The sequence below is a fragment of the Nocardia fusca NBRC 14340 genome, assembly GCF_001618425.1.
Classification (GTDB): Bacteria; Actinomycetota; Actinomycetes; order Mycobacteriales; family Mycobacteriaceae; genus Nocardia; species Nocardia fusca.
The window spans coordinates 13,011-36,897 of sequence record NZ_BDCU01000033.1 but is presented as its reverse complement, the minus strand read 5'-3'; the positions used below and the strand labels follow the sequence as shown (position 1 = coordinate 36,897).

Sequence of the window (23,887 nt, the reverse complement as noted above, 5' to 3'; positions counted from 1 at the left end):
CTACAGATACTGCTGAACCCACGAGCCGGCAGCCCGGATGATCCGCGGCCGCCGGTTCGTGGATGCCTCGATCAGCGAGGCGGCGGTGCTTCGGCGGCTTCCCGGGCGAGCCGGTCCTCGTGGATCCGGACCAGTTCGCGGAAACCGATCCGGTCCCAGCCGGGTTTCGGCTGGATACTCCATTCGTCCTGCGCGGTCCGCTGACCGGCCGCCTCGGGTGGGCCGCCGAAGGGCGGACCCGACAGCGGATACGGATGCTCGCATTCGAGGGTGCCGTCGGAATACCTGACCTTCATCAGTTCACTACAGATCTCGGTGAACGACAGGGTCGGCCAGCCGTACCACAGCGCCAGCGCCGGCACCGTGAACGCGCCCTCGATGACCAGCGCGAACAGGCAGACGAAGATACCGCGCCGCAACCAGCGGTGCATCCGCGCGTACGGCGCGGTAGTGCCCAGCGGCAGCTCGTCGTTCTCCGGATCGCCTGCGGGGGAGGGTTTCTTGCTCATGCGGGGTCCTTCGGAAGAGGGATGCGACTGCCGCCACGGTCAGTCGGAGAAGATCTCGCGGTTGACGGTGTGCAGATAGGGGATCGCCAGGAACGGCGTGATGTAGAAGATGTCGTAGAGCCACCAGCCGATCACCGGCAGCACCACCCCGTCGTAGCGCACGTCGGCGTACATGGTCATGTTGAACGTGTAGCCGATCCAGATGACCAGCCCGAACCAGCAGGTGACGATCATCCACTGGTGCCCCCACCGCTTCATCTGCAGAAACGCGATCGCCGCGGCGATGCGCATCGGGAACACGGTGAGCATCAGGGCGACTTCCCAGCCCTTCTCGCCGGGCGCGCCCGAACCGCCGATCCACAGCTCGTTGTAGTGCCAGAAGTAGCCGGCGTCGAAGAAGTTGCCCCAGGCGGTGAGGATCACCCGGTTGATCAGGGTGTGATTGGCGATGAGGTCCAGTGCCCAGCCCAGGCTGTTGAGCGCGGCGTCCAGGATGACCAGGTAGCCGATCAGCGTGACGATGATCGGACGCACCGAGAGTCCGGATTCCTGCGCCTTGCGCTGTAGCCAGACACCGCGCAGGAAGATCGGCAGGCCGACGATACCGAGGACCAGTGTGCCCATCAGCAGGGTGCCCGCGGTGAGCCACCTGTCGGCTTCGCGCTGGGCGCGGCGGGATTCGTCGTGATGGGCGTCGTAGGCGTCGCCGGGTTTCGGCGCGGCCGTACGCCATGGCAGGGAGACAGCGGAAAGTTTCACGACGGCTCCTACCAATCCCGGACCGAATACATATGCAGCTGGATGAGGAACATCGCCAACAGGAATCCGTAGGCGAAGATCTGGACGGCGATCAGCGCGCGGCGGCGCCTGCGATCCTGTTCGTTCACGGTCGTGGTCCTCCTTCTGGAACCGGCTGCGCGAAAGCGGTTTCCGCGGTGGCCAGTGCGGCCGCCGCGATCTCGCGCAGACCTTCGTTGATCGCGCCGTTGCTGCTCAGCGGCGCCAGGATGCATGCTTCGGCGGCGTCCCGGATGTTCGCGCCCGCCGCGATCAGATGCCCGGCGGTCACCAGGACCCGGGTGGACGGCGGTTCGAAATGGAACACCTCGTCCGCCTCGCGGATCACTCGTGCGCAGCCGACCAACTGCCGGGCCACCGGCGGCTCGATCCCGGTCTCGGCGACCACCACCGCGGCTTCGCGATCCGCGTCGAGATAGTCCATGGCCAGCGTCATGAACCGCTGCCGGAACGAGGGTTTCAGCTCTTTGAGCGAACTGCGGTAGGCCGGGTTGTAGGAGCAGACCAGCATGAACGGGCCCGGCGCCGGTACGATCTCGTCCGCGCGGTCCAGGTAGAGCGTGCGGCGGTGATCGGTGAGCGAGTGCAGGATCGCCAGCGAATCGTGCCGGGCCTCGACCACCTCGTCCAGATAGCAGATCGCGCCGTCCTTCACGGCGCGGGTGAGCGGCCCGTCGTGCCAGACCACATCGCCGCCGGTGACCAGGAACCGGCCCACCAGATCGGAACTGGTCAGATCGTCGTGGCAGCTGATGGTGACCACCGGACGGTCCAGCAATCGGCCCATATGCTCGACGAACCGGGTCTTGCCGCATCCGGTCGGGCCGGTGAGCATCACCGGGATGCGGCGCCGGTACGCCATCTCGAACAGCGCGATCTCGTTACCGGTGGCGGAGTGGTATTCGGTGCTCATCCTCGACCTCTCGATGTCCGGTCGCTACGCGGCGACCAATTCGCGATGAACATGGGCGAGGACACGGGGTAGTTCCTCGACCCGGTGGATCCGTTGCGATCGGCGCCGCCCGAACACCGTCGGCAGCGGATCGACCCGGGCGGGGCCGACACCGACGTAATAGATCGCGACTCCGGCTTCGTCGGCTTCCTCGACCGCGTGCGCGACATCGGCCCAGGCGTAGCGGCCCTCGTACCCTTCGTCGGAGATCAACCCGTCGCCGATCACGAGGAGCAACCGGCGTTCCGCGGGCCGGTCGAGCAAGCGCCTGGTCAGGTGTCGCAGCGGGGCGCCCAGACGGGTGTAACCGCCGGTCCGCAGGCCCAGGCCGCCGGGGTCGACGAGCCGCGGTTCGTCGAAATCCTTCAGACAGCGCACCTCGACGCGGTGCCGGGTGTTACCGGTGAATACGAAGATCCCGTGTTGTTCCGTGGCCGCCGCCATGGCGTGCGACAGGGCGTCCGCGCACGCCAGTTCCAGCGCGAAGGTCCGGCCCTGGTGTACCCCGAGTGAGGAACTGCCGTCGAGCAGGACGGCGGTGGCCACATCACGGGACGCGGGTAACAGGTCACGGAAGACCCGGGGCTGGGTGGCGGTACCGGTGCGCAGGTCCACGTAGTGGCCGATATAGCGGTCGATATCGAGGTCGGCGCCGTCTTCGAGCCCGCCGGTGAGCGCGCGATGGGTGTGCTGCCGGAACCAGCGCCGCACATCCACCGCCACCGGCGCCGGAATATGACTCCGCGCCGGTAACCGGCGTTCGAGGACGGCGACGTGATCGGGCAGGAAACGTTTCGTCCACAGATTCCATTCGGGATACGGGATACCCGGGCGCTGATCGGGACGGATCTCGATCTCGTCGTCCTCCGGCCGGCTCGGCGGCGGCAGGTTGGGGTTGCGGACACCGCCTTCACCCCCGACCGGCACCGACATGGCCCGGTAGGAATCGGTGCGCGGGCTCGTCCACGGCATCCGGCCGTACATCCGCCGCAACGTCACCGCCACCCGGCCCCGGCCCGGGACGGCCGGCGGTGGGGCGCCCAGCAGCAGGTGGGGCGACGGGATCTGCCGGGAGCGGGCCAGCGCGACCGCCCGCTCGAGTATTGCCGGAGCGTCCGTATCGGGATCGGCCGGTTCGAGTTCGGGCAGGAGCCGCCGCAGTTCGGGGATCAGCCCCGGGAACCGGGCCGCGATCCAGCCCAGCGCGACACCACCCTCCACCACCACCACACTCGCGAGCTCGCGCGGGGACAACTCGTCCAGCCGGTACCGTGCGAGACGGTCCTTCGAGGGTGCGCATTGCAGGGCGATCCCGCAGGTCAGCGTGCGACGGGTCCAGTCCGGTGGCGGCGGATACGGTACCTGCACCATCGTGCGGGAGGGGTTCAGACCGAAGAGCCGGCGCTCCCCGGTGACCAGGCGCGCGCCGTGGCGACGCCGGTCGGAGAACGCCACGGCCGTCAGTGCGCAACTGCGTTCCAGCGACGCGGCGGAGGTGGATGGGCCGGGCTGCACGGCGGTCACCGTCGATCCGGTGCCGGGTCGCTCAGAACGTCCCGATATTGCGCATGACCCAATACCAGAAGCCGATCACGGCGCCCATCGCGCCCCAGCCGAGGATCAGACGAACGATGTCCTGCCACATAGTGACCTCCAGTGGTCGATTCCCGTGGGCCGGGTCTCGGAGACGACCCGCGAGCGCGGGTTCATCGGGGTTCCATACCGCGCAGTGCGGTGGAGACGTAGTTGTCGAGCATGGCCGCGCGCATCGCCCTCGAATCGCTGGTGGTGGTCAGCAGGGCGTAGAGCCCGAGCAGGAAGAACACCGCGCTGTGGAAGGGATCGATCTCGGCGGCGGCCTCGCCCGCGTCGCGAGCCCGCGTGATCTCCTCGACGACCTGCACGATCAGCGGATGATCGGTCCACTCGTCGTCGGGTGGGCGGGTCGGGGCGAAGTGCAGGCCGAGTACGTCTTTGAACAGGATCGCGCCGACGCGCCGTTCCACCGACAGCACCAGCCGCACCGCTTTCGCCAGTGCGCCCGGCAGATCGTGCGGTGCCGCCACGAAGCGGGCGAACTCCTTGGCCACCCGGGCTTCCTCGCGCCGCTCCAGTTCCAGCAGGACGTGCTCCTTGCTGGGGAAGTGGAAATAGAAGGTGCCGCGCGCGACGCCGGCGGCCTCGATGATGGCGCCGACATCGGCACCGGCGGTCCCGGTGCGCCGGAACTCCGCGACGGCGGCGTCGAACACCCGCTTACGGGTTTCGAGTCGTTGGGCTTCCCGGCCCCGTGGCTTCTCCGTCGGCGCGTTCACGGATTCCATTAGCGGCCGTTCGCTGAAAAATGTCAATATAAGTTTTCAATGACACTTGTCATCGGGCCCGTGTTCTACCGGTCGCGACCAGTGCTACCGCGTGACCATGAGCACGGCGGTCGCGAGGGCGAATGCGAAGTAGGCGCCCGGAAAGGCGAGGTTGTAGTAGACGCGAGCCCGCAGGTGGGTGAGGAGGGCGCCCGCGAAGAACAGCACCAGGCCGACCGCCGCGGCGAACCCCAGCGCTTCCAAGCCGAGCAGCCCGACCAGGACACCGACCGCACCGGCGAGCTTGAGCGCGGCCAGCCAGGGCACCCAGCCGCGCGGCACGCCGACCTCGGCGGAATTGGCCAGGACGAACGGTGCGCGGGCGAAATCGGCGAGAGCCATCCCGGCGTTGGCCACGACGGTGACGAGGGCGACGACGAGGTAGGTGGTGTGCACGGCATGACTTCCTGTTCGAGGTGGGTTGTGCCCGGTGGCGGGCGCAGCGGCGCGGCGTCGGAGCGGAGATGCTGCACCGGTTACGGAATTCAGCCTTCCGGGCCCTGGCGAAACACGCCAATACCTGCATCCATAACCTGATGGAATGGATGTGGACACCCGGTTGCTCCGCTACTTCGCCGCGGTCGCGGCGGAGGGGAATCTGACCCGCGCCGCCGCGCGGCTCTACGTATCGCAACCGGCGCTGACCAAGCAGATCAGGCAGCTGGAAGGCCTGCTCGGTGTCGAACTCTTCGTGCGCTCACGGGCCGGGATGGCGCTCACCCCGGCGGGAGAGGCGCTGGCCGGGCGGGTACCTGGGCTGCTCACCGAATGGAATCTGGCGCTCCGGGAAACCCGGCAGGCGGCGGGCCGCGCAGCGCGGGTGCTGCGGGTCGGCTTCCTGGCCAGCGCGGCCAACGAGGCCACCCCGCGGATCATCGCCGAGTTCGCCCGCCGGCAACCCGGTTGGCGGGTGGATATGCGGCAGGCGTCCTGGAGTGACCCGACCGGAGGTCTCGCCGACGGCGAGGTGGAGACCGCCCTGCTCCGGCTCCCCTTCCCGGGGCAGGATCGGCTGCGGGTGCGGGAGCTGTTCAGCGAACCGCGCTGGGTCGCCCTGGCGTCCGGGCATCCGCTGGCCGCACGCGAATCGATCGCCTTCGCGGACCTACTGGACGAACCGTTCGTGGCGGCCCCGGCCGACACCGGTGCCTGGCGTGACTACTGGCTCGGGGTCGACGAACGCGCGGACCGGGCGCCGCGGATCGGTGCGGTGACCGATCAACCGGACGAATGGCTGAGCGCGATTGCCAACGGTTACGGGATCGCACTGGCCCCGGAGTCGAGCGCCCGATTCTACGCCCGGCCCGGTATCACCTACCGCCCGGTGATCGGTGTGGGGCCCAGCCGGGTCGGTGTCGTGTGGAAGGCGGAGTCGGACGCCGATCCGGTGGTCCGGGCGTTCGTCGAGTGCTGTACCGAGCTGTGCTCCGGGACCGACTGACTCTTCGGCCGCCGAACTCCTCGACCTGGATACCGAAGCCTTGTAGATGCCGCATCCCACTTCTATCCTTACGAACAGAGGGAACCGACCCTGCGGAGTAGAGATGATCTACGACAATTTGCTCGCAATGGCAGCGCAGGTACCGATCACCAGCGGATTGCGGCAGGGCGAGGAGTTCACGCCCTATGCTGATGTGGTCGACCGGATCGGCCGGCTCGCCGTCGGATTCATGGAATGCGGCATCGAGCGCGGCGATCCCGTTGCCCTGCTGCTTCCGAACTCACCCGATCTCTTCAGCACTTCCCATGCGCTCTACGCCATCGGCGCCATCGCGATGCCACTGGCCGAGACGGCCACGCGGTCCGAACTCGCCGCGCTCGCGCGCAAAACCGGACCCAAAGCCGTTGTCTCGACCCCCGATCTCGCCGTTGCCGCCGAAACGCTGATCGCGGATGCGGCCCCCGGCATCCCCTTGTACCCGGTTCATGCGCTGCCCGAAGGGAGGGCAACCGCCCCACTGCCGGACCTGCCGGGCGACACCACGGCGCTCTACCTCTTCTCATCAGGCTCGACCGGGTTGCCCAAGGTGGTACCGCACACCCATGACGAGCTCCTCGCGGATGGTGAACGAGCCGGCACGGCCTGGGAAATCCAGCCCGACGATATCGTTCTCAACATTCTGCCGGGCAATTTCTCGATGGGCTTTCTGATGGGCACTGCGTACGCCGTCGCCGGCGGTGCGACGACGCTCTATTGGAGCGATCGTATGCCGCTGGCGCTTTCGCGCGGGAAGCTCCTCGACGCCATGGTCCGCGAGCGCGTCACCTTCATGGGCGCCGTTCCGGCGATGTACGAAATCATCACCGGTCAGGCCGGCAGTTTCGATCTCGGGCTGCGCATGGCCGTCTCGGGCGGCGCCGCCCCGAAGCGGCCGGTCTTCGAAGCGGTACGCGAGCGCCTCGGTGTCCCGCTCCGTCAATCCTACGGCTCCACCGAGGCGAGTATGGTCGCGCACAACGACTCCGCCGATCCCGATTCGAGCTGGGCCTCGGTGGGCAAACCGGCGGGTGACGCCAGGGTCCGCATCGTTCCGTTCGACACCGAATTCGGCCCATCCGTCGGCGAAATGGAAATAAGGTCTTCCTCGCTCATGCGGGGCTATCTCAACGATGACGTGGCAAATGCCGAGGCATTCGATGAGGGCTGGTTCAGAACCGGCGATCTCGCCTCGCTCGATGACGAAGGCCGCATCTTCATCCGTGGTCGTAGCAAGCTGTTGATCGAAGTATCGGGGTACAAGGTCGACCCCATCGAAGTGGAGGAGACGCTCATGACCCTGCCCGCCGTCGCCGAAGCCGCGGTGGCGGGTCTCCCGGACGGGCGCAACGGCAATCGGCTCATAGCGTTCGTCGTCAAAGCGGCGGATGTATCGGCCCAGGAATTGATCCGCTACGCCCAGCAAAGGCTATCGGTTCAGAAGGTGCCGACCGATGTCGCCTTCATAGACGCCTTGCCGCGCAGCTCGGCCGGCAAGGTGCTCCGCGGGCGGTTGCGCGGGCTTCAGGCAGGCTGAGCCGCTCGCTGCGAGACATAGGCTGCTATCTTCGCAGGCGATTCGAACAGTTCCGCCTGTATCTCCGTCTCGGGGATACTGATCTCGAATTCCTTCTCGAGGAACTGCACCAGTCTTACCAGTTTGATCGAGTCCAACAATCCGGCCTCGAGCAACGGGGTATCGCGATCGACCGGCGATTCACCGGTTTCGGCCACCATGGTGGAGATATACTCGATTATCGGTTGTTCGATATCGTCCATCACACCATCCCCTTACGTCGTCAACATACTAACCAATTTCATCGCGACCTGAAATACGCGAGAAGACGGGAGGACGGCGTGGTCGAAACGCGCCCGCTGGGCAAAAAGGAACAGCTGCTCAACCATTTGCATGCCCGTGGTGGGCTGATCACCGTGCAGGTGTTGCATGTGCGCGGACGCCTCGATCCGGCGCTGGTGAAGCAGGCGCTCGCCTGGCTACAGACCCAGCACCCCATCCTTCGCGCTCATATCCGCTACGGCAGGATCATCTGGCGACGGCTGCCGCCGTTCGCCCATCGCGAGCCCTGGTTCGATACCGAGGGCACAACGGAGATCCCGTTGCGGGTGCTCGAAGACACCGATCCAGACGCCTGGCGGAAGGTTCTCGCCTCCGAGATCCGCACACCGATACCGAAGGGCCACCATCCGCGCCTTCGGATAACGATGGTGCGGCAGTCTCCGGACGCCGACCTCAACCACATCGTCATGTGTGCCGATCACGCGACGCTCGACGCCCACTCCGCCAATATGCTCGGTCACCGGCTTCTCGAATTCCTGGCCGATCCGGCCGTGCCGCAACCGAAATCGCCGCCCCGTACCGCGTTGCCCCCGCCGGTCGAGGCCGGCTCGGCCGACAAGTCCGGAAATGGCGGGAAAACCACCTATACGCCGGCCATTCGGCTCCCCAAGCAGGCGGTATCCGAGCCGAAAAAAGAATCGCGGGTACTGTCGCGTCGCCTCGGGCCCGACACCACGGCAGCGCTCGAGGATGCCATCAAAGCCAACAGAACGACGCTGCACGGTGCGGTAACGGCAGCCTTTCTGCTCGCCATCCGCGAGCGATACCGGCTCGATACGATGACCGTGTTGAGCACGGTCGATCTCCGTCGCTTCGGCGAACTCACATTGCCCCCCGAGACCTGCGGTTGCTACGCCGACATCTTGCGTACCGAGCATCGGATAACCGGCGACTTCTGGGCGACCGCCCGGGACGCCGCGTTCAAGCTGATCGCCGCGCTGGCCAAAGATCGGGAGGCGGCCTCGATCATGGAGTTTCCCGATTGGGAAGTGTATCGGCGCGAAGTCCGCCCGACGATCCGGAACAACCGGCGTCTCGACGGACTCGGCGTTACCACGGTAGGCGAGTCCGGGCTTCGGTCCGACTACGGTGCCTATACGCTCGAGGACGTCACCAGGGCCGTTTCCCTCGATATGTTCGGCCCGTCATTGTTCGTGATCGCCAACAACTGGCTCGGTGGCCTCGATCTCAGCGTCGCGTACGCGGCAACGGCCATGAGCGAGGACGAGGTGCGGTGGCTGACCGACAACGCGGTGGCACGACTGGAAAGTGCCGGACGCGGCGCCGAGCACGGCCCACCTTCGGTCACGGAGAGGTTCCCGGAGAGCCCGGCCGGTCGGGAATGAGTTCGGCGGGCATGGAGCGGTAGGCGTGCAGGTTCACCAGGCGGCGTGGGATCGGCGGCCCGTCCAAGCGCAGATCCGGATATCGCTCGAAGAGGGTCCGCAGGGCGATAACGCCTTCCATTCGGGCCAGCCGGTATCCCAGGCAGCCGTGTATCCCACTGCTGAACGCCAGGTGATTCGCGGCGTTGACTCTGGTCACGTCGAATCGTTCGGGATCAGGGAAGACGCCGGGGTCGTGGTTTGCGCCCGCCAATGCCAGTAGGACCAGAGAACCGCGCCTGATGTGCTGATCGGCGATGTCGAGGTCACAGTTGGCGACCCGCGCGGTGATCCGGACGGGGCAGTCGTAGCGCAGTATTTCCTCGATCGCGCCCGGCCACAGGTCCGGCTGCGCCAGCAGCAGTTCCAGCTGGTCCGGATGGCTTGTCAACAGTGCCATTCCGTTACCGAGCAGGTTCACCGTCGTCAAGAATCCGGCGTCCAGCAGCAGGGCGGCGTTGGCTATCTGTTCGCGGCGGGTGAGCTCACCACTGGTCACCAGCACGGTGAGCAGGCCCTCGGCCGGTTCGGCGGCGAGCTTGTCGATGCGCTGGTCGAAGTACTGCTTGACCTCTGCCAGTTCCTTGGTGGCGTCGCGATACGCGGTCCAGGTCAGGGCCCGGTCGACCAGTGGAGCACTGTTGAGACCCCACTTCAGCATGGTCGAATGCATCTCGGCGGGAAACCCGAGAATTTCGGCGATGATCGCGACGGGCACCTGTTCGGCGAAGTCCTCGATCAGGTCCGGGCGCGGCTTCGATTCCATGCTTTCGAGTAGGCCCTCGGTTACTTCGACGGTCCGTTGCTCCAATTTGCCGATCGCCCCCGGGCTGAACGCGTGCCCGACCAGGCGCCGGTACCGGGTGTGGTCCGGCGGATCGGTCGCCAGCATCGAGGGCGGTTCGGTGAGGTTGGGAAGTTCCTGATCCGTCTTGGCCAGTACCCAGCGGACCGGCTTCGGAATGGCGGGATGGTCGGGCGCGAGCGAACCGAAGCGCTTGTCTCGGAGGACGAGACGACACAGTTCGTAGTCTGCGGTGACACGTACGCCCGACAGCTCGGGTAACCGGCCCCGCTGTCGGATCTCCTCGATGAACGGCGACGCGCCGAGCAATCGATCCTGGCCGAACGCAGCCTGCGCGAGGGGATCGCCCCGACGCGCCGACATGCGCAGATAGGCCCGTGTCAGGCCATGCAGGAACAGCCAACGGGTCCACGCGCGAGTCGACATGTCACCTCCGCTCTCGGCCTCTCCCTATAATAGCCAAGAGCTATCTATCTACGAGATGTGCAGCGCATCGGCCGCGCGGGTGAGGGCTCCTCGTAGGCTGTTCGCGGTCGATTCCGGCGGTGGCGGCGATCTCGGCCCGGAAGCGCGGGCATTCGGTGAAATCCTCGTACCGGCAGGTGAGCACGTGGTTGATCAGGTTCTTCGAGGTTCGGATCCTGGCGAGCTGTGCGTCGAGTTCCTCCAGATGTGATCGAAGGATGCTGCGACGGCCGGGGCCGTCGCAGGCGTCGAGCAGGTCGCGGGTGCGGGCCAGGCCCAGGCCGACCTGCTTGCTGTGCAGGATCAACGCCACCCGGGCGATATGCGACTGCGTGTAGCGGCGGCGGCCGCTGACCCGGGCCGCGGGGGTGAGCAGGCCGACGCTCTCCCAGTGGCGGAGGACATGGGTGGCGAGGCCGAAGCGGGCGGCCAGTTCGCCGATGGAACAGGTCGGCTCGGAACTCGGCTGCGCGGCGGCGGGGGTTGACTTCATGTTCACATTAACTTGCAGTCTGGATCGGGACGTCAACCCGAGATGCAGGAGACGAGCATGACGATGCCCGGCGCGGCCGAGATGTGGAACGAGCGATATGCGCAGCCGTTCACCTCCTACGGCACCGAACCCAACGACTATCTGCGCGAAGTGGTCGATCGGATACCCGAGGGCCCGGTGTTGTGCCTGGCGGAGGGGGAGGGGCGTAATGCGGTGTACCTGGCCGGTCGCGGATACTCCGTGACCGCTGTGGACCTCTCGGCGGTGGGATTGGCGAACGCCCGGGATCTGGCCGCGCGACACGGAGTGGAGATAGCGACCGTGGTCGCCGACATCACCGAGTTCGATATGGGCGAAGCGCGCTGGTCGGGGATCGTCTCCATCTGGGGGCATCTGCCGTCGGCGCTGCGGCCCGGAGTGCACGCGGCGTGTGTGCGGGCGCTGCGGCCCGGCGGTGTGTTCGTGCTCGAGGCCTATACGCCGCGCCACCTCGAGCGGCCCGGAGTCGGGGGGCCGCCGGTCGCGGACGGGATGCCGACACCGGAAGAGTTCCATCGCGATCTGGCCGGTCTGCGGCTCGAGCGCTGCCGGGAGGTGGACCGCGATATCACCGAGGGGGCGTTCCATCACGGACCCAGTACGACCGTGCAGGTACTGGCGGTGCGGCCGAGCGAACCCGGCGTGTGATCGGTGAGTGGCCGCCGCGGGCGTTCATGCCGGGTGCTGCGCCCGCCGGGCCAGGATGGACGCCACCCCCACGGCGGCGGCCTGCACCGATGCCGCGTGGGCTTCGGGGTGGAACCGGGTGACCGGACCGGTCACCGAGATCGCCGCCAGGGGCCGGTCGTCGGAGCTGAGTACGGGGGCGGCCACACAGACGATGCCGGGTGCGGATTCCTCGTGCTCGAACGCCACGCCGCGTTCGACGATCTGGGTGAGCTGGATCCGCAGCAGGCCGGGCGCGACCACCGTGCGCGGGGTGCGTCTGGTCAGCGGGCCGGCCAGGATGCGGTCGATCGTCTCGGGACCGGAGTGGGCGAGCAGCGCCTTGCCGATCGCGGTGCAGTACAGCGGCATCCGGCCCCCGATCCGGGACGGGGCGCGGGCCTGCCGGTGGCCGCCGATCTTGCTGATGTAGACGACCTCGTCGCCGTCGCGTACGCCGAAGTGCACGGTTTCGTGGGTGCGGGCGAACAGGTCCTGGAGGAAGGGCACGGCGACCTCCAGCAGCGTGCGCTCGGTGGCCGCCCGCATGCCCAGTTCGAACAGTCCACGCCCGAGCCGGTAGCCCTCCGCCGACGAACTCAGCAGGCGCGCGGTCACCAGGTCGCGGCACATCCGGTGCACGGTGGCCTTCGGCAGCCCGGTGCGGCGGGTCAGTTCGGACAGCCCGACGGCCTGGTCCTCCACCCCGAACGCCTCCAGGATCAGCAGCGCCCGGCCCAGCACGGAACGCTCGTCGAGGTGGTGATCCGGCATGGTGGCCCTTCTGGTGAAACTGGTCCAGTCAGTGGACCACTTTACTGTTCAGGGCCGCTCCGAGGGTGTGCACTGGGCAGACCCCGACGAAGAGGAGAACGGAGGTCGTGGTGGCCACCACTGTCGACAGCATCAGCGACAGCGGGCCCGGCGTCGACGAGTCGATCGTCGCCCGTGCAGCGCTTCGCCTGATCACCGCCGCGGAAACGCGCCGGACCTGTGCCCCGCTGCGGGACGGGTTGATAAGCCCGGACGATGTCGCCACCGCCTACCGGATCCAGGAACGGTTCAATGCCGCCCGGGTCTCCCCGGAGGTCACGGTGGTCGGCCGCAAGATCGGCGCCACCTCGCAGGCCGTTCAGCAGCAACTGGGTGTGGACCAGCCCGATTTCGGTGTCCTGTTCTCCGATATGGCGTACTCGGACGGCGACGTGATCCCGATCGACCGGCTCTTGCAGCCGCGGGCCGAGGCCGAGATCGCGTTCGTACTCGGCGAGGACCTCGCCGAGGGACCGCTCGATATCGACCAGTGCCGCGCGGCGGTGGCCGAGGCGGTGGCCGCGCTGGAGATCGTGGACAGCCGCATCACCGACTGGAACATCTCCTTCGCCGACACCGTCGCCGACAATGCCTCCAGCGGTCTCTACGTGCTCGGCACCGAGCGCCGGACCCTGGACGACTTCGAGCCGGTCGACGTCACCATGAGCATGCGCATCGACGGGGAAGAAGTATCGACCGGTAACGGCGCCGCCTGCCTCGGCGACCCGCTCAACGCCCTGTCCTGGCTCGCGCAGCAGGCCCGCACCTTCGGTGAGCCGCTGCGGGCGGGGCAGGTGATCCTCTCCGGTGCGCTCGGTCCGATGCGGCCGCTGCACCCGGGTGCCACCGTCACCGCCGCCATCTCCGGCCTCGGGACGGTCACGGCTTCGTTCACCACCGCTTCGGAGGTTTCCCAGTGAGTGACAACACCACGCGCACCAAGGTCGCGATCATCGGTTCGGGCAATATCGGCACCGACCTGATGATCAAAGTGCTGCGCCATTCCCGATTCCTGGAAATGGGCGCCATGGTCGGTATCGACCCGGAATCCGACGGGCTCGCCCGGGCCGCCCGGTTGAAGGTACCCACCACCCACGAAGGGGTGGAAGGCCTGATCGCGCTGCCGAACTTCGACGAGATCGAGATCGTCTTCGACGCCACCTCGGCCAAGGCGCACAAGCAGAACCACGAGCGGCTGGCACCGCTGGGTAAACGCCTCATCGACCTGACCCCCGCGGCCATCGGGCCGTTCGTGGTGCCGCCGGTGAACCTCGAGGAACACCTCGACGCGCCGAACGTGAACATGGTGACCTGTGGTGGCCAGGCGACCATCCCGATCGTGGCCGCGGTCTCCCGGGTGGTGCCGGTGGCCTACGCCGAGATCGTGGCCTCCATCGCCTCGAAATCCGCCGGGCCCGGTACCCGCGCCAATATCGACGAGTTCACCGAGACCACCGCGCACGCCATCGAAACCGTGGGCGGCGCGGAACGCGGTAAAGCGGTGATCATCCTGAATCCGGCCGAGCCGCCGCTGATCATGCGCGATACGGTCTTCTGCCTGGTGACCGCCCCCGACGCCGATTCGCACGAGCAGATCAAGGCCTCGGTGGCGAAAATGGTCGACGATGTGGCGGCCTACGTGCCCGGCTACCGGCTCAAGCAGGAAGTGCAGATCGACGCGATCCCGGCGGATCAGCCGGTGCACACCCTGCTCGCCAAGGACAACGACTCCTTCCCGACCCACCGGGTGTCGGTGTTCCTGGAGGTCGAGGGCGCGGCCCACTACCTGCCCGCCTACGCCGGCAACCTCGACATCATGACCTCGGCCGGACTCCAGGTCGCCGAGCGGATCGCGCAGAACACCCAGCAGAAAGAGAGCGCCCGATGAGCGAGCCCGACGCCGTGCCGACCGTTTTCGTCCAGGACGTGACCCTGCGCGACGGTATGCACGCCATCCGGCACCGGATCACCCCGGAGAACGTCGGCAAGATCGTGGCCGCGCTCGATGCCGCCGGTGTCGACGCCATCGAGGTCGCGCACGGGGACGGTCTGGCCGGCGGTTCGGTGAACTACGGTCCCGGCTCGCACAGCGACTGGACCTGGCTCGAGGCCGCCGCCGCGAACCTGAAGAACGCGCGGCTGACCAGCCTGCTGCTGCCCGGTGTCGGTACCGCCGAGGATCTGCGGCGGGCCTGGGGCCTGGGCGTGCGCTCGGTGCGGGTGGCCACCCACTGCACGGAGGCCGATGTCGCCGCCCAGCACATCGCCACCGCGCGGGAGATCGGGATGGATGTCTCCGGATTCCTGATGATGAGCCATATGGCCGAACCCGCCCAGTTGGCCGCGCAGGCCAAGCTCATGGAGAGCTACGGCGCGCACTGCGTCTATGTCACCGATTCCGGCGGACGCCTCACCATGAACGGCGTGCGCGACCGCATCCTGGCCTACCGCGATGTCCTCGACCCGGCGACCGAACTCGGTATCCACGCCCACGAGAACCTGTCGCTGTCGGTGGCGAATTCGGTGGTGGCCGTCGAGAACGGGGTCACCCGGGTCGACGCCTCGCTGGCCGGTCACGGTGCGGGCGCGGGCAACACCCCGATCGAAGCGTTCGTGGCGGTCGCCGACGTGCTGGGCTGGAAGCACGGCTGCGATGTCTTCGCGTTGCAGGATGCCGCCGACGACCTGGTCCGGCCGCTGCAGGACCGCCCGGTGCGGGTGGACCGGGAAACCCTCACCCTCGGCTATGCCGGGGTGTACTCGAGCTTCCTGCGGCATGCCGAGGCGGCCAGTGAGCGGTACGGGATCGATGTCCGGACCCTGCTGATGGAGGCCGGCCGGCGCCGGCTGGTGGGCGGTCAGGAGGACATGATCGTCGATATCGCGCTCACCATGCTGGCCGAGCGGAAGGCCGAGCAGCAGCCCGCCTGAGCGGTTCGCGACGGTTCGGGCGGTGGGGTCGCGCCGGTGGGACGAACGCTGCCGCGAACCGGAACGGATCACAGCGCCGCTGGCTGTGGGCAACGCGGTCGTCGCAACACTGTCGATACGAGAGGTTGCGGCGACCGTGTCGTTTTCGGGGATGTTGCCCGGTTCGGAGTGGAGTTCGCCGGTCGAACGGTCCGTGATCCACATCACCGGGCGATGCTGTCAGGGATCCGGGAGCTGTCTCGTTCAAGGAGTACGCGAACCAGACAGGAGCGAACCATGCAGCACCGCATCATCGTCCTCGGAGCCGGATATGCCGGAGCCTATGCCGCCGGTGTCCTCGCCCGCCGCCTGCACCGCGCCGACGTCGAGATCACCGTGGTCAATGCCGAAGCCGATTTCGTCGAGCGGTTGCGCCTGCACCAGCTCGCCGCCGGTCAGGATCTCCCGCACCGGCCGCTGGCGGAGATTTTCGCAGGCACCGGCATCCGGCTGCGAGTGGCGCGTGTCACCGCTGTCGACGCCGATCGCCGGACCGTCACCGTGACCGACGGTGAGGGCATCGACCGGCTCGAGTACGACACCCTCCTCTACGCGCTCGGCAGCACCGCCGCCGACCACGGCGTTCCGGGAGCGGCCGAGCACGCCTTCGCCGTCGCCGCACGGCCGTCGGCGCTGCGCCTGCGCACACGCCTGGACGAACTGGGCGAGGAAGGGAAGGTGCTGGTGGTCGGCGGTAACCTGACCGCGATCGAAGCCGCCACCGAGATCGCCGAATCCCGGCCCGGACTCCGGATCGCCCTCGCCACCAGCGGCGAGTTGGGTGGCTGGCTGGGTCCGAAGGCACGCCGTCACCTGCTGCAGGCCTTCGACCGGTTCGGCATCACGGTTCACGAGCACACCACCATCGAACGCGTCGAGCCGACAAGTGCCCTCGCCGCGGACGGTACCGTTTTCGCCTCCGACGCGACCGTATGGGCCGCCGGCTTCGTCGCCAACCCCCTTGCCGCCGCCAGCGGTCTCACTGTGGAAGACAACGGCCGGATCACAGTCGACCGGATGATGCGGTCGGTCTCCCACCCGGAGGTCTACGTGGCCGGTGACAGCACCTTCGTCATCGGCGACAACGGCCGGCCGTTGCCGATGTCCTGCGCTTCGGCCGGATTCACCGGCATGCAGGCGACAGCCGCGATCATCGGAGAGCTGACGGGGCGCGAGGTCTCGAAGACCTCGCTGTCGTATGTCGGCAACCACATCAGCCTCGGCCGGAAGGACGGAATCTTCCAGTTGGTCGACGGTGACGCGCGATCGAAGTCCGGGGCCCTGTGCGGTCGGCCGGCCGCGCGCGTCAAAGCGGTCATTCTCGGGGTCAACCCGTGGAGCCTGCGCCACCCGACCTTCGGAATGCCGAGCCGCAAGTACCGCTTGGCCACCACTCGAGAGCGCGTGCCCAGCGTGGTCGCCGCATAAAGTCGTGCTCATGGACACTGCCACCGTGGCGCGTTTCGAGGCCAGCCGCAACCGGCTGGCCTCGCTCGCCTACCGGCTGCTCGGCTCGGCCGCCGACGCCGAGGACACCGTGCAGGACGCCTTCCTGCGGTGGCAGGCCGCCGACCGGGAGTACATCGAGGTGCCCGAGGCCTGGCTGACCAAGATTGTCACCAATCTGGCGCTCGACCGGCTCCGTTCGGCGCGGATGCGGCGGGAACGCGCGGTCGGCGCCTGGATGCCCGAACCTCTTCTCGACGGCGACCCGATGCTGGGCCCGGCCGATACCGTCGAGCAACGCGAATCGGTGACCCTGGCGGTGCTGACGCTCATGGAGCGGCTGTCACCGGTCGAACGGGCCGTCTACGTGCTGCGTGAGGCCTTCGCGTACAGCCATGCCGAGATCGCCGAGTTCCTCGGCATCACCGAGGCCGGAAGTCAGCAGCACGCCCACCGGGCCAGGCGCCGGATCAGCGCGGCCGGCAACGCCTCCGAGATCGACCGTGCCGCCGCGCGCCGAATCGTCGAGGCGTTCGTCGATGCCGCGTCCTCGGGCCGGACCGAACGGCTGGTCGCCCTGCTGACCGACGATGCGACCGGCATTTCCGACGGCGCCGGGCTGAGATCGGCCGGGAAACCGATCCGGTACCCGACCCCGCAGCGGATCGCCGCCGCGATGCGGGCCGGCTTCGCCCCGTCTCCGGCCAAGCGGAGACTCGCCGGTGGCTCGCCCGCCATCCACGCCGCCGTGGTCAACGGCAGCCCGGCCATGCTGGCCACACTCGCGGACCGGGTTGTGGGTGTGGTGGTCCTGGAACTACGCGGCGACCAAATCGCGGGTGTGCGCGGTATCGCCACCGCGGCCCGACTCGATCGCCTCACCGCGGAGTGGCAGCGGCAGAAGCACGACGTTGCGCTGATCGAATCGTGGTAGCCGCCCGGTCGGCGACCGCACGGTGGTCCGCCGGTTTCCGTCCGGCGGACACCGCGGCCGGGCGGCGCCGGTGTGCCGCTGATCGGTGCGTCGGGTTCGGGGACCGCGACCCGGGCGAACAACTCCTCCTTCGACCCGAAATACCGCATGATTAGGCTGATGTCACCGGGAACGCACCGGTGCGCAACCCGGTCGCGGGAGTGCTCGGCCTCGTCATGGCGGTACTTCTCGGATACGCGGCCGATCTCGGGGCGTATCCGTGGCCCGGATTCGTGGCGTTGAGTATCGGGGCACTCGTCACGGCTGTTTTTCACGGGATGCGCGGGGCATTCTGGTTGAACCGGGTGCTGGGCAAACCGATCCCCGCCCCGGTGTATGCGCACCGCTGATCGGCGGGGTGTGGTTCGGACGCGGAGGACGTGCACATGGCCGCCTGGGACGACGAGGTCATCGAGGAATTCCGTGCCGGCGAGGGGCGCGTCGGCGGGCCCTTCGCGGGCTACGATCTGCTCCTGCTCACCACCATCGGCGCGAAATCCGGCCTACCGCATACGAAACCGGTGATGTATCTGCGGGACGGCGATCGGCTGGTGATCGTCGCCTCCAATGCCGGGGCGCCGCGGAACCCGGCCTGGTATTACAACCTGCGCGCGCATCCGACGGTGACCGTGCAGGTGGGCGCCGAACTCTTCGAGGCCGATGCCGAGGTGATCGACGCCGGGCCCGAACGCGATCGCCTGCACCTCGCGATGGTCGCGATCCTGCCCGCGCTGGCCGAGTACGAGCGCACCGCGGGCCGGGTCGTACCGGTTGTCGCGCTCACCCCGCGCGCGCCCGGGGGAGCGGGATAACCGGTGCGGCCGCCTGTTGTGTGGGCATTGTCGGTTCCGCCTGGGCCGACAGCTGCCGGGACCAGTTCTGGCCGACCAGGTCCCGGCCGAAGCTGTGATGGTGGTGTTCGTCGTCGAGCTCGAATCCGGCTGCCAGGTAGACCCGGCGGGCCGCGGTGAGCACACTGTTCGTCCAGAGAGTGATCCGGCGGTAGCCGCCGGCGCGCGCGAAGTCCAGGCAGGTCGCGACCAGTCGGTTGCCCAGGCCGTGGCCGCGGGCCTTCGGATGGACCAGCAGAATCCGCAGTTTCGCGGTGTCGTCGGTGTCGCCGCGCGTGCAGAGCACGCACCCCACTCGTTCGCCGTCGAGGGTCGCGATCCAGCCTGCCTCACGGGCGGGATCGTGGGTGCTCGCGTAACCGGCGACTATCTCGGCGACGAGTGCTTCGAAGGAGGTGCCCCAGCCGAATTCGGCGGCGTAGAGCTCGCCGTGGGCCTGCACCACCCAACCCAGATCGCCCGGCTGCCCGAGTGCGCGGATCGCGAGGTCGCACGCCGGTTCGCCGTCTGTTCCGGTCATGGTCGTTCCTCCTGATGCGGTACCGGATGCCCATCACTGAAACGACTGTTTCAGTGATGTCAGAATGCACGCATGGTGGACTCGGACGCAACCCCCTCGGCGCGGCACACCGAACTGCTCGAAGCGGCCTATCGGTACGTGCTGGCCCACGGCCTGGGCGAGATGTCACTGCGCCCGCTGGCGGCGGCCATCGGCACCAGCCCGCGGGTCCTGCTCTACCTGTTCGGCAGCAAGGACGGCCTGATACGCGCGCTGCTCGCCCGGGCCCGCGCCGAGGAACTGGCCTTGCTGTCCGCGGTTCACGCGTCCGGGCAGGCGGAGGATCGGCTCCCGCAGGTCGCCGCGGTGCTGTGGGGCTGGCTGGCCGATCCGTCTCGGCGCGCCCTGCTCACCCTGTGGCTGGAGGGCTATGTCCGTTCGCTGGTCGAACCGGCGGGGCCGTGGGCCGACTTCGCCCGGGAAACCGTCGAGGACTGGCTGGAGGTGCTGGCCGCGGCTCAGCCGGCGCCCGTCCGGGACAGCGCGGAGGGTCGTGCCGCGCGCACCCGGGCGCTGGCGGTATTGCGCGGCGCGCTCATCGATCTGCTCGCGACCGGCGACACCGACCGGGTGAACGCGGCGGTGCGCCGGGAGTTCGGCGACCGGTCGGGCAGCTGCGCCGGACCGGCCCCGGCCGGCATACCCGGCGAGTAGTCACCGGGTGAATACCGGCCGCCGGCTTCGGCGGGGGTCGTCCGGCTGTCGTGCCCGATCCGGTCAGCGCGGGCCGAGGAACAAGGTCTGGGTGCTGCGGCCCAGCGGGCCCTTCTCGTCGAACAGCGCGGATTCGGCCAGGCCGATACCGTGCGGCTGCGGATGGGTGACGGCATCGAGACAGACCCATTCGCCGGCCGGTTGGCGATGCAGGGTGACGGTGAGATCGGTGTTGATGAACAGGTAGCGATCCCAATCGAGGACCGCACTGACGCCGTTGCCGGAATCCGCCGCGGCGAGGGTGCGTTCCAGCGGGCTCGGCGTGGTACCGGCGACGATCGGATACTTCAGCCGGACCCAGCACACCGCGGGGCCGGGCTCGCGGAAGGAGCCGGTGACGTAGCGGTATTCGATACCGGTGTGGAATCCCACGGGCTGGGTGGAGGGGAACGGTTCGGGGTCGGGCGTCTGATCGGGGCCGGGACGCGCCCCGGTCGGTAAGAGGTGTTCGGGAATCTCGAGTTCGGGATCGGCGAGTTTGAAGCGCCACGCAGTGGCCCGCATCACCGGACCGCGGTCGGTGGACAGGGTGGCTTCGATCATTTCCACGCTGCGTCCCGGGCGGACGAGGCGTGCCTGCGCGGTGAGCGGGGCCAGCGGGACGGGGCCGAGGATCTCCACGGCGACGCGGCCCACCTGGAAGCCCGGCCGGGGTTCGCACCGTTCGATCACGTGACCGAGCAGCGCGGAGGGCGGTCCGGCGTGCTGGGCGTCGGGCGACCACGGACCACGAGTGAGCTCGGTGGAGAGGAACCGCTGCGGGTCCGCCGGATCGAGCAGGTAGAAGGCCTCGTTCACATCGTTGTCCGTTCGTCCGGTCGGCGGTCGCGCCGTGTGTTCGCTCTTCGTCCCGACCGTACCGCCGGGGCGGGAGGATGCCGCGCGGTGGTTGCGCGGAGCACCGACGAGTGCATGCTTGCATGCAGCGCCGGATGAACGTGGCCGCAGTCGGTCCGGTGCCCGGCCTCGTACCTGTCATCCTGCGGCAGCACGACGAACTGGTCGCCATCATCGAATCCGGTGACGAGGCCGCCTTCACCACCGCCCTGCGCGCGCATCTGGACGGAACCCACCGGCGATGAGACAGGGTTCGTGGCACTGGGCGGTGGCGGCGATCTTCGTCTGCGCCTGGGGCGGTAACCAGTTCACGCCGCTGCTGGTGATGTACCGGGAAGAGGGTTGGTCCGCGCTCCTGGTGAACGCGCTGCTCGGCGCCTACGTCCTCGGTCTGGTGCCGGGCCTGCTGTTCAGCGGCGGTCTCGCCGCGCGGTTCGGGCGGCGCCCGGTGGCGGTCGCGGGGGTGGTGGCCTCCCTGGTGGCCAGTCCGCTCCTGGCGGCCGGGGTGTTCGGTATCGGCTGGATCGCGGTCGGCCGGTTGATCGCCGGTTTCGGGGTGGCCGTGGCCATGGCGGTGGGCACCACCTGGACCACCGAACTCGCCGTCCGGGCCGGGCGCGGTCCGGCGGCCGGCGCCCGGCGGGCCGCGCTCTGGCTGACGCTCGGTTTCGGCTTCGGCTTCGGCGCGGGCGTCGCGGGGGTGCTCGCGCAGTGGGGCCCGGTGCCGATGGTGCTGCCCTATGTCGTGCACGCGCTGCTCGCCGCCGCGGTCCTGCCCGCGGTGGTGCGGGTGCCCGAGACGCTGCCGTCCGGCACTCCCGGTCGCATCTGCCCGCCGCGGCGGCCGCCGGGAAACAGCTGGTACCGGCCGGCATCCACGGGATCGCAGTCCAGGTCTCCACGGTGTTGTCCTGCGCGAACGAGACGTGGCCGCGGCGGGCTGCGGCCCGGCCCTGTCGAACGACTTCCGCGGAGCCGGACCGCCGCGCACCGGCGTGATCGCGGCTCCGCGCGGTTCAGCGGTACGGGGTCGGGATATCGCGGACCGAGAAGCGGTAGTCGGCCTGGCGGAGCAGTTCGCCGGGGTCGTCGGTGGGCGGGTAGATCCACCACTCGTTCACCTTGCGCTTACGTACCTTGGCGGCCTCGCCCGTCGCGGCCACCTGCCGGTCCCAGCCGTTGGTGAACACCGCTCCGGCGGAGCCGAGATCGAGGCAGGTGACGTAGGGCGCCGGCGTGAACGGTACGGCCGGGAGCCCGAGCAGATCGGCGGCGGCGTTGTGGCCCGCGAATTTCCCGAGTTGCAGCGCGTGCTGGCAACACTGCAGTACCGGGTGCCCCGGCTCGGCGTGCGCCGCCGCGGTATCACCGGCCGCGTACACGCCGGGAACTCCGAGTACCCGGAGCTGTTCGTCCACCGCCAACCGGCCCGATCGGTCGTGGTCGGCGGGGATATCGGCGGTGAGCGGACTCGCCTGCACTCCGGCGGTCCACACCACCGTACGAGCCGCTAGACGGGTGCCGTCGGACAGTATGACGCCGTCCGGTTCCACCACGTCCAGGCTCACTCCCAGGTGTTGCTCCACGCCGAGGGTCGCCAGGGCTTCGAGGATCTGCGGCCGGGGGCCGGGGCCGAGTTCGGGCCCGACCGTATCGGCCCGCTCCACCAGCACGACCCGGACCTGCTCGGCCGGTGCCTCGGTCGCGGCGAGCGCGCCGAGCCGGTCCACCAGTTCGGTCGCTATCTCGAGCCCGGTGAAGCCCGCTCCGACGACCACGGCGGTGAAGCGGCCCGGGCCGGACGGCAGCTCCGGGAGCCGGCGCAGATGCGCGTCCAGCGCCGCGGCGGCCGGGAGGGTGTCCACATTGTGAAGCAGCTCGGCACCCGGCAGGGCCGGCCGGACGAGCCGGCTTCCGGTCGCGAGAACCAGCCGCTCCCAGGGGATCTCCGTGGTCTCCCCATCTCGTCCGACGACAGTCACGGTCCGGTCCGCGGTGTGCACCGCGGTCGCGGTGCCCGCGATCCGGCGTACCCCGACCGGTCCGAGGATCCGGTCCAGCGAGACCCGCATGCGGTCGGGGTCGGCCTGGTAGAGGCGGGGCCGGATCACCAGATCGTCGCCGGGGTCGATCAGGGTGACCGGCAGGTCGCGTCCCGCCGCGCGGGCGAGCCGGACCGCGCCCGCGGCGCTCCACACCCCGGCGAAACCACCGCCCAGCACCACGATTCCGGACATGTCGGCCTCCTCGGAATTTAATCAGGATAGTAAATATCTCTATTTGGATCGCTTGGCGGGTCCGGTGCCCGGGAAGGGAACCGGACCCGCGGATCAGGGGTTCGCGAAGTCGCGCCGGGTACGCTCCGCCGCGGACGCCGGGGCCTCGGCGGCGAGGTCGGCGATGGTCTGGGCGGCGAGTTCCCGCCGCCACGCCAGTTCCGCGCGGCGCATGGCCAGCGAGATTCCGCACGGGCGGGTGAACTCCGCGCCCCCGCTGCGACCGCTGCCGCCGCGCTGCCGGATCTCGGTGCAGCGGAACGGGTCCACGCCGCCTTCGACGGCGGTGACCACATCGAGCAGGGTGATCCGTTCCGGGGGCCGGGCCAGACCGAAGCCGCCGCGCACGCCGGGGGTGGAGGTGAGGATCCCGGCGCGGACCAGCGCCTGCAGCCGTTTCTTCAGGTACTCCACCGGCAGGTCGAACCAGGCGGCCAGCCGGGCGATCGGCACCGGCCACCGGTCGTCCAGCCAGGCCAAGGTGACGCAGCAGTGCAGGCTCCACTCCACGCCCTCGCCCATCTTCATAACGGGGATATTAGCTATCCCTGTTTATCGGACGCAAGTACGCCACCCGCGCGCGAGCGGCAGTCGGGTAGAAACGACCGATTCGGTGACCTGGGAGAGAGCGTGGACGG

At 68.6% G+C, this 23,887-nt stretch carries 27 protein-coding genes and 1 pseudogene; 14 read left to right on the top strand and 14 right to left on the bottom strand.

From position 1 onward, the window contains the following. Positions 1-71: 71 nt before the first annotated feature. The 6 genes from NF4_RS22125 to NF4_RS22100 all read right to left on the bottom strand — a co-directional run bounded on the left by NF4_RS22125 (position 72) and on the right by NF4_RS22100 (position 5,018). Complete coding sequence (locus NF4_RS22125) at positions 72-509, bottom strand: hypothetical protein (protein WP_063129292.1); 438 nt, start codon at positions 507-509, stop codon at positions 72-74. 39 nt (positions 510-548) lie between these two features. Further along, entirely contained in the window at positions 549-1,247 is a 699-nt protein-coding gene (locus tag NF4_RS22120) for a hypothetical protein (protein WP_063129381.1), read from the bottom strand. A gap of 145 nt (positions 1,248-1,392) precedes the next feature. Then, the gene (locus tag NF4_RS22115; RefSeq protein WP_063129291.1) at positions 1,393-2,220 is read right to left on the bottom strand and encodes a CbbQ/NirQ/NorQ/GpvN family protein; all 828 of its coding nucleotides are present in this window, start codon (positions 2,218-2,220) and stop codon (positions 1,393-1,395) included. Between the two features lie 24 nt (positions 2,221-2,244). Next, on the bottom strand, positions 2,245-3,774 hold the full coding sequence (locus NF4_RS22110; RefSeq protein ID WP_063129380.1) for a nitric oxide reductase activation protein NorD: 1,530 nt from the start codon (positions 3,772-3,774) through the stop codon (positions 2,245-2,247). Between the two features lie 191 nt (positions 3,775-3,965). Beyond that, complete coding sequence (locus tag NF4_RS22105; RefSeq protein ID WP_063129290.1) at positions 3,966-4,583, bottom strand: TetR family transcriptional regulator; 618 nt, start codon at positions 4,581-4,583, stop codon at positions 3,966-3,968. 84 nt (positions 4,584-4,667) lie between these two features. Further along, positions 4,668-5,018 carry a DoxX family protein gene (locus tag NF4_RS22100; RefSeq protein ID WP_063129289.1) on the bottom strand — a complete coding sequence of 117 codons (351 nt, stop codon included), beginning with the start codon at positions 5,016-5,018 and terminating at the stop codon, positions 4,668-4,670. Between the two features lie 145 nt (positions 5,019-5,163). On the opposite strand from NF4_RS22100, the gene NF4_RS22095 reads away from it, so the two are divergent. After that, the gene (locus NF4_RS22095; RefSeq protein ID WP_063129288.1) at positions 5,164-6,063 is read left to right on the top strand and encodes a LysR family transcriptional regulator; all 900 of its coding nucleotides are present in this window, start codon (positions 5,164-5,166) and stop codon (positions 6,061-6,063) included. A gap of 103 nt (positions 6,064-6,166) precedes the next feature. After that, positions 6,167-7,636, top strand: coding sequence for a class I adenylate-forming enzyme family protein (locus tag NF4_RS22090; RefSeq protein WP_063129287.1), 1,470 nt, complete (start codon positions 6,167-6,169; stop codon positions 7,634-7,636). Here the strand turns inward: NF4_RS22090 and NF4_RS22085 are convergent. Then, a complete protein-coding gene (locus NF4_RS22085) occupies positions 7,624-7,878 on the bottom strand; it encodes an acyl carrier protein (protein ID WP_063129286.1) in 255 nt (84 codons plus the stop codon). The two genes, NF4_RS22090 and NF4_RS22085, sit on opposite strands and share 13 nt — an antisense overlap. On the opposite strand from NF4_RS22085, the gene NF4_RS22080 reads away from it, so the two are divergent. Further along, a complete protein-coding gene (locus tag NF4_RS22080) occupies positions 7,861-9,303 on the top strand; it encodes a phthiocerol/phthiodiolone dimycocerosyl transferase family protein (RefSeq protein WP_157120508.1) in 1,443 nt (480 codons plus the stop codon). The two genes, NF4_RS22085 and NF4_RS22080, sit on opposite strands and share 18 nt — an antisense overlap. Here the strand turns inward: NF4_RS22080 and NF4_RS22075 are convergent. Together NF4_RS22075 and NF4_RS22070 are read right to left on the bottom strand one after the other, a co-directional pair. Further along, positions 9,263-10,573, bottom strand: a complete 1,311-nt coding sequence (locus NF4_RS22075) for a cytochrome P450 (RefSeq protein WP_063129284.1) — start codon at positions 10,571-10,573, stop codon at positions 9,263-9,265. The genes NF4_RS22080 and NF4_RS22075 overlap by 41 nt on opposite strands. Positions 10,574-10,613: 40 nt before the next feature. Then, complete coding sequence (locus tag NF4_RS22070) at positions 10,614-11,105, bottom strand: helix-turn-helix domain-containing protein (RefSeq protein WP_063129283.1); 492 nt, start codon at positions 11,103-11,105, stop codon at positions 10,614-10,616. Positions 11,106-11,162: 57 nt separating this feature from the next. Here NF4_RS22070 and NF4_RS22065 point away from each other — a divergent pair, with 57 nt between their 5' ends. Next, a complete protein-coding gene (locus NF4_RS22065; RefSeq protein WP_198165413.1) occupies positions 11,163-11,792 on the top strand; it encodes a class I SAM-dependent methyltransferase in 630 nt (209 codons plus the stop codon). Between the two features lie 24 nt (positions 11,793-11,816). Here NF4_RS22065 and NF4_RS22060 read toward each other — a convergent pair whose 3' ends face one another. Further along, complete coding sequence (locus NF4_RS22060) at positions 11,817-12,584, bottom strand: IclR family transcriptional regulator (protein WP_063129282.1); 768 nt, start codon at positions 12,582-12,584, stop codon at positions 11,817-11,819. A gap of 131 nt (positions 12,585-12,715) precedes the next feature. Between NF4_RS22060 and NF4_RS22055 the strand changes: the two genes are divergently transcribed. From NF4_RS22055 to NF4_RS22025, 7 genes are all read left to right on the top strand, one after another. Beyond that, complete coding sequence (locus NF4_RS22055; protein WP_063129378.1) at positions 12,716-13,543, top strand: 2-keto-4-pentenoate hydratase; 828 nt, start codon at positions 12,716-12,718, stop codon at positions 13,541-13,543. After that, a complete protein-coding gene (locus tag NF4_RS22050; protein ID WP_084533330.1) occupies positions 13,540-14,511 on the top strand; it encodes an acetaldehyde dehydrogenase (acetylating) in 972 nt (323 codons plus the stop codon). The genes NF4_RS22055 and NF4_RS22050 overlap by 4 nt, the downstream gene beginning before the upstream one ends. Beyond that, on the top strand, positions 14,508-15,554 hold the full coding sequence (gene dmpG / locus NF4_RS22045; protein ID WP_063129281.1) for a 4-hydroxy-2-oxovalerate aldolase: 1,047 nt from the start codon (positions 14,508-14,510) through the stop codon (positions 15,552-15,554). Before NF4_RS22050 ends, dmpG begins: the two co-directional genes overlap by 4 nt. Positions 15,555-15,830: 276 nt before the next feature. After that, positions 15,831-17,021 (top strand): NAD(P)/FAD-dependent oxidoreductase, encoded by a 1,191-nt coding sequence (locus NF4_RS22040; RefSeq protein WP_063129280.1) that lies wholly within the window; start codon positions 15,831-15,833, stop codon positions 17,019-17,021. Positions 17,022-17,031: 10 nt separating this feature from the next. Further along, complete coding sequence (locus NF4_RS22035; protein WP_063129376.1) at positions 17,032-17,973, top strand: sigma-70 family RNA polymerase sigma factor; 942 nt, start codon at positions 17,032-17,034, stop codon at positions 17,971-17,973. A gap of 179 nt (positions 17,974-18,152) precedes the next feature. Beyond that, positions 18,153-18,362, top strand: a complete 210-nt coding sequence (locus NF4_RS22030) for a hypothetical protein (protein ID WP_157120507.1) — start codon at positions 18,153-18,155, stop codon at positions 18,360-18,362. 36 nt (positions 18,363-18,398) lie between these two features. Beyond that, positions 18,399-18,824, top strand: coding sequence for a nitroreductase family deazaflavin-dependent oxidoreductase (locus tag NF4_RS22025; RefSeq protein WP_063129278.1), 426 nt, complete (start codon positions 18,399-18,401; stop codon positions 18,822-18,824). Here NF4_RS22025 and NF4_RS22020 read toward each other — a convergent pair. Further along, on the bottom strand, positions 18,793-19,383 hold the full coding sequence (locus tag NF4_RS22020) for a GNAT family N-acetyltransferase (protein ID WP_063814667.1): 591 nt from the start codon (positions 19,381-19,383) through the stop codon (positions 18,793-18,795). The two genes, NF4_RS22025 and NF4_RS22020, sit on opposite strands and share 32 nt — an antisense overlap. A gap of 72 nt (positions 19,384-19,455) precedes the next feature. Between NF4_RS22020 and NF4_RS22015 the strand changes: the two genes are divergently transcribed. Next, positions 19,456-20,076, top strand: a complete 621-nt coding sequence (locus tag NF4_RS22015; protein ID WP_063129277.1) for a TetR/AcrR family transcriptional regulator — start codon at positions 19,456-19,458, stop codon at positions 20,074-20,076. Between the two features lie 63 nt (positions 20,077-20,139). On the opposite strand, the gene NF4_RS22010 is transcribed toward NF4_RS22015, so the two are convergent. After that, on the bottom strand, positions 20,140-20,934 hold the full coding sequence (locus tag NF4_RS22010; protein WP_063129276.1) for a thioesterase family protein: 795 nt from the start codon (positions 20,932-20,934) through the stop codon (positions 20,140-20,142). A 134-nt stretch (positions 20,935-21,068) separates the two neighbouring features. Here NF4_RS22010 and NF4_RS37930 point away from each other — a divergent pair, with 134 nt between their 5' ends. After that, positions 21,069-21,218, top strand: a complete 150-nt coding sequence (locus tag NF4_RS37930; RefSeq protein ID WP_157120506.1) for a hypothetical protein — start codon at positions 21,069-21,071, stop codon at positions 21,216-21,218. Next, positions 21,215-21,772: pseudogene (locus tag NF4_RS36720) on the top strand (MFS transporter); the annotation flags it as partial. The gene NF4_RS37930 and the pseudogene NF4_RS36720, both read left to right, overlap by 4 nt. 217 nt (positions 21,773-21,989) lie before the next feature. Here the strand turns inward: NF4_RS36720 and NF4_RS22000 are convergent. Beyond that, positions 21,990-23,210, bottom strand: coding sequence for an NAD(P)/FAD-dependent oxidoreductase (locus NF4_RS22000; RefSeq protein WP_084533329.1), 1,221 nt, complete (start codon positions 23,208-23,210; stop codon positions 21,990-21,992). Between the two features lie 93 nt (positions 23,211-23,303). After that, complete coding sequence (locus NF4_RS21995) at positions 23,304-23,777, bottom strand: RrF2 family transcriptional regulator (protein ID WP_063129274.1); 474 nt, start codon at positions 23,775-23,777, stop codon at positions 23,304-23,306. Positions 23,778-23,887: the final 110 nt, after the last annotated feature.

Excerpts from the sequence above, each read along its gene's own strand:
- NF4_RS22125 (WP_063129292.1), bottom strand. The coding sequence starts at position 509 with ATGAGCAAGAAACCCTCCCCCGCAGGCGATCCGGAGAACGACGAGCTG.
- NF4_RS22115 (WP_063129291.1), bottom strand. The coding sequence starts at position 2,220 with ATGAGCACCGAATACCACTCCGCCACCGGTAACGAGATCGCGCTGTTC.
- NF4_RS22105 (WP_063129290.1), bottom strand. The coding sequence starts at position 4,583 with ATGGAATCCGTGAACGCGCCGACGGAGAAGCCACGGGGCCGGGAAGCC.
- NF4_RS22095 (WP_063129288.1), top strand. The coding sequence starts at position 5,164 with ATGGATGTGGACACCCGGTTGCTCCGCTACTTCGCCGCGGTCGCGGCG.
- NF4_RS22090 (WP_063129287.1), top strand. The coding sequence starts at position 6,167 with ATGATCTACGACAATTTGCTCGCAATGGCAGCGCAGGTACCGATCACC.
- NF4_RS22085 (WP_063129286.1), bottom strand. The coding sequence starts at position 7,878 with ATGGACGATATCGAACAACCGATAATCGAGTATATCTCCACCATGGTG.
- NF4_RS22075 (WP_063129284.1), bottom strand. The coding sequence starts at position 10,573 with ATGTCGACTCGCGCGTGGACCCGTTGGCTGTTCCTGCATGGCCTGACA.
- NF4_RS22070 (WP_063129283.1), bottom strand. The coding sequence starts at position 11,105 with ATGAAGTCAACCCCCGCCGCCGCGCAGCCGAGTTCCGAGCCGACCTGT.
- NF4_RS22065 (WP_198165413.1), top strand. The coding sequence starts at position 11,163 with ATGACGATGCCCGGCGCGGCCGAGATGTGGAACGAGCGATATGCGCAG.
- NF4_RS22060 (WP_063129282.1), bottom strand. The coding sequence starts at position 12,584 with ATGCCGGATCACCACCTCGACGAGCGTTCCGTGCTGGGCCGGGCGCTG.
- dmpG (WP_063129281.1), top strand. The coding sequence starts at position 14,508 with ATGAGCGAGCCCGACGCCGTGCCGACCGTTTTCGTCCAGGACGTGACC.
- NF4_RS22040 (WP_063129280.1), top strand. The coding sequence starts at position 15,831 with ATGCAGCACCGCATCATCGTCCTCGGAGCCGGATATGCCGGAGCCTAT.
- NF4_RS22035 (WP_063129376.1), top strand. The coding sequence starts at position 17,032 with ATGGACACTGCCACCGTGGCGCGTTTCGAGGCCAGCCGCAACCGGCTG.
- NF4_RS22025 (WP_063129278.1), top strand. The coding sequence starts at position 18,399 with ATGGCCGCCTGGGACGACGAGGTCATCGAGGAATTCCGTGCCGGCGAG.
- NF4_RS22020 (WP_063814667.1), bottom strand. The coding sequence starts at position 19,383 with ATGACCGGAACAGACGGCGAACCGGCGTGCGACCTCGCGATCCGCGCA.
- NF4_RS22015 (WP_063129277.1), top strand. The coding sequence starts at position 19,456 with ATGGTGGACTCGGACGCAACCCCCTCGGCGCGGCACACCGAACTGCTC.
- NF4_RS37930 (WP_157120506.1), top strand. The coding sequence starts at position 21,069 with ATGAACGTGGCCGCAGTCGGTCCGGTGCCCGGCCTCGTACCTGTCATC.
- NF4_RS22000 (WP_084533329.1), bottom strand. The coding sequence starts at position 23,210 with ATGTCCGGAATCGTGGTGCTGGGCGGTGGTTTCGCCGGGGTGTGGAGC.
- NF4_RS21995 (WP_063129274.1), bottom strand. The coding sequence starts at position 23,777 with ATGAAGATGGGCGAGGGCGTGGAGTGGAGCCTGCACTGCTGCGTCACC.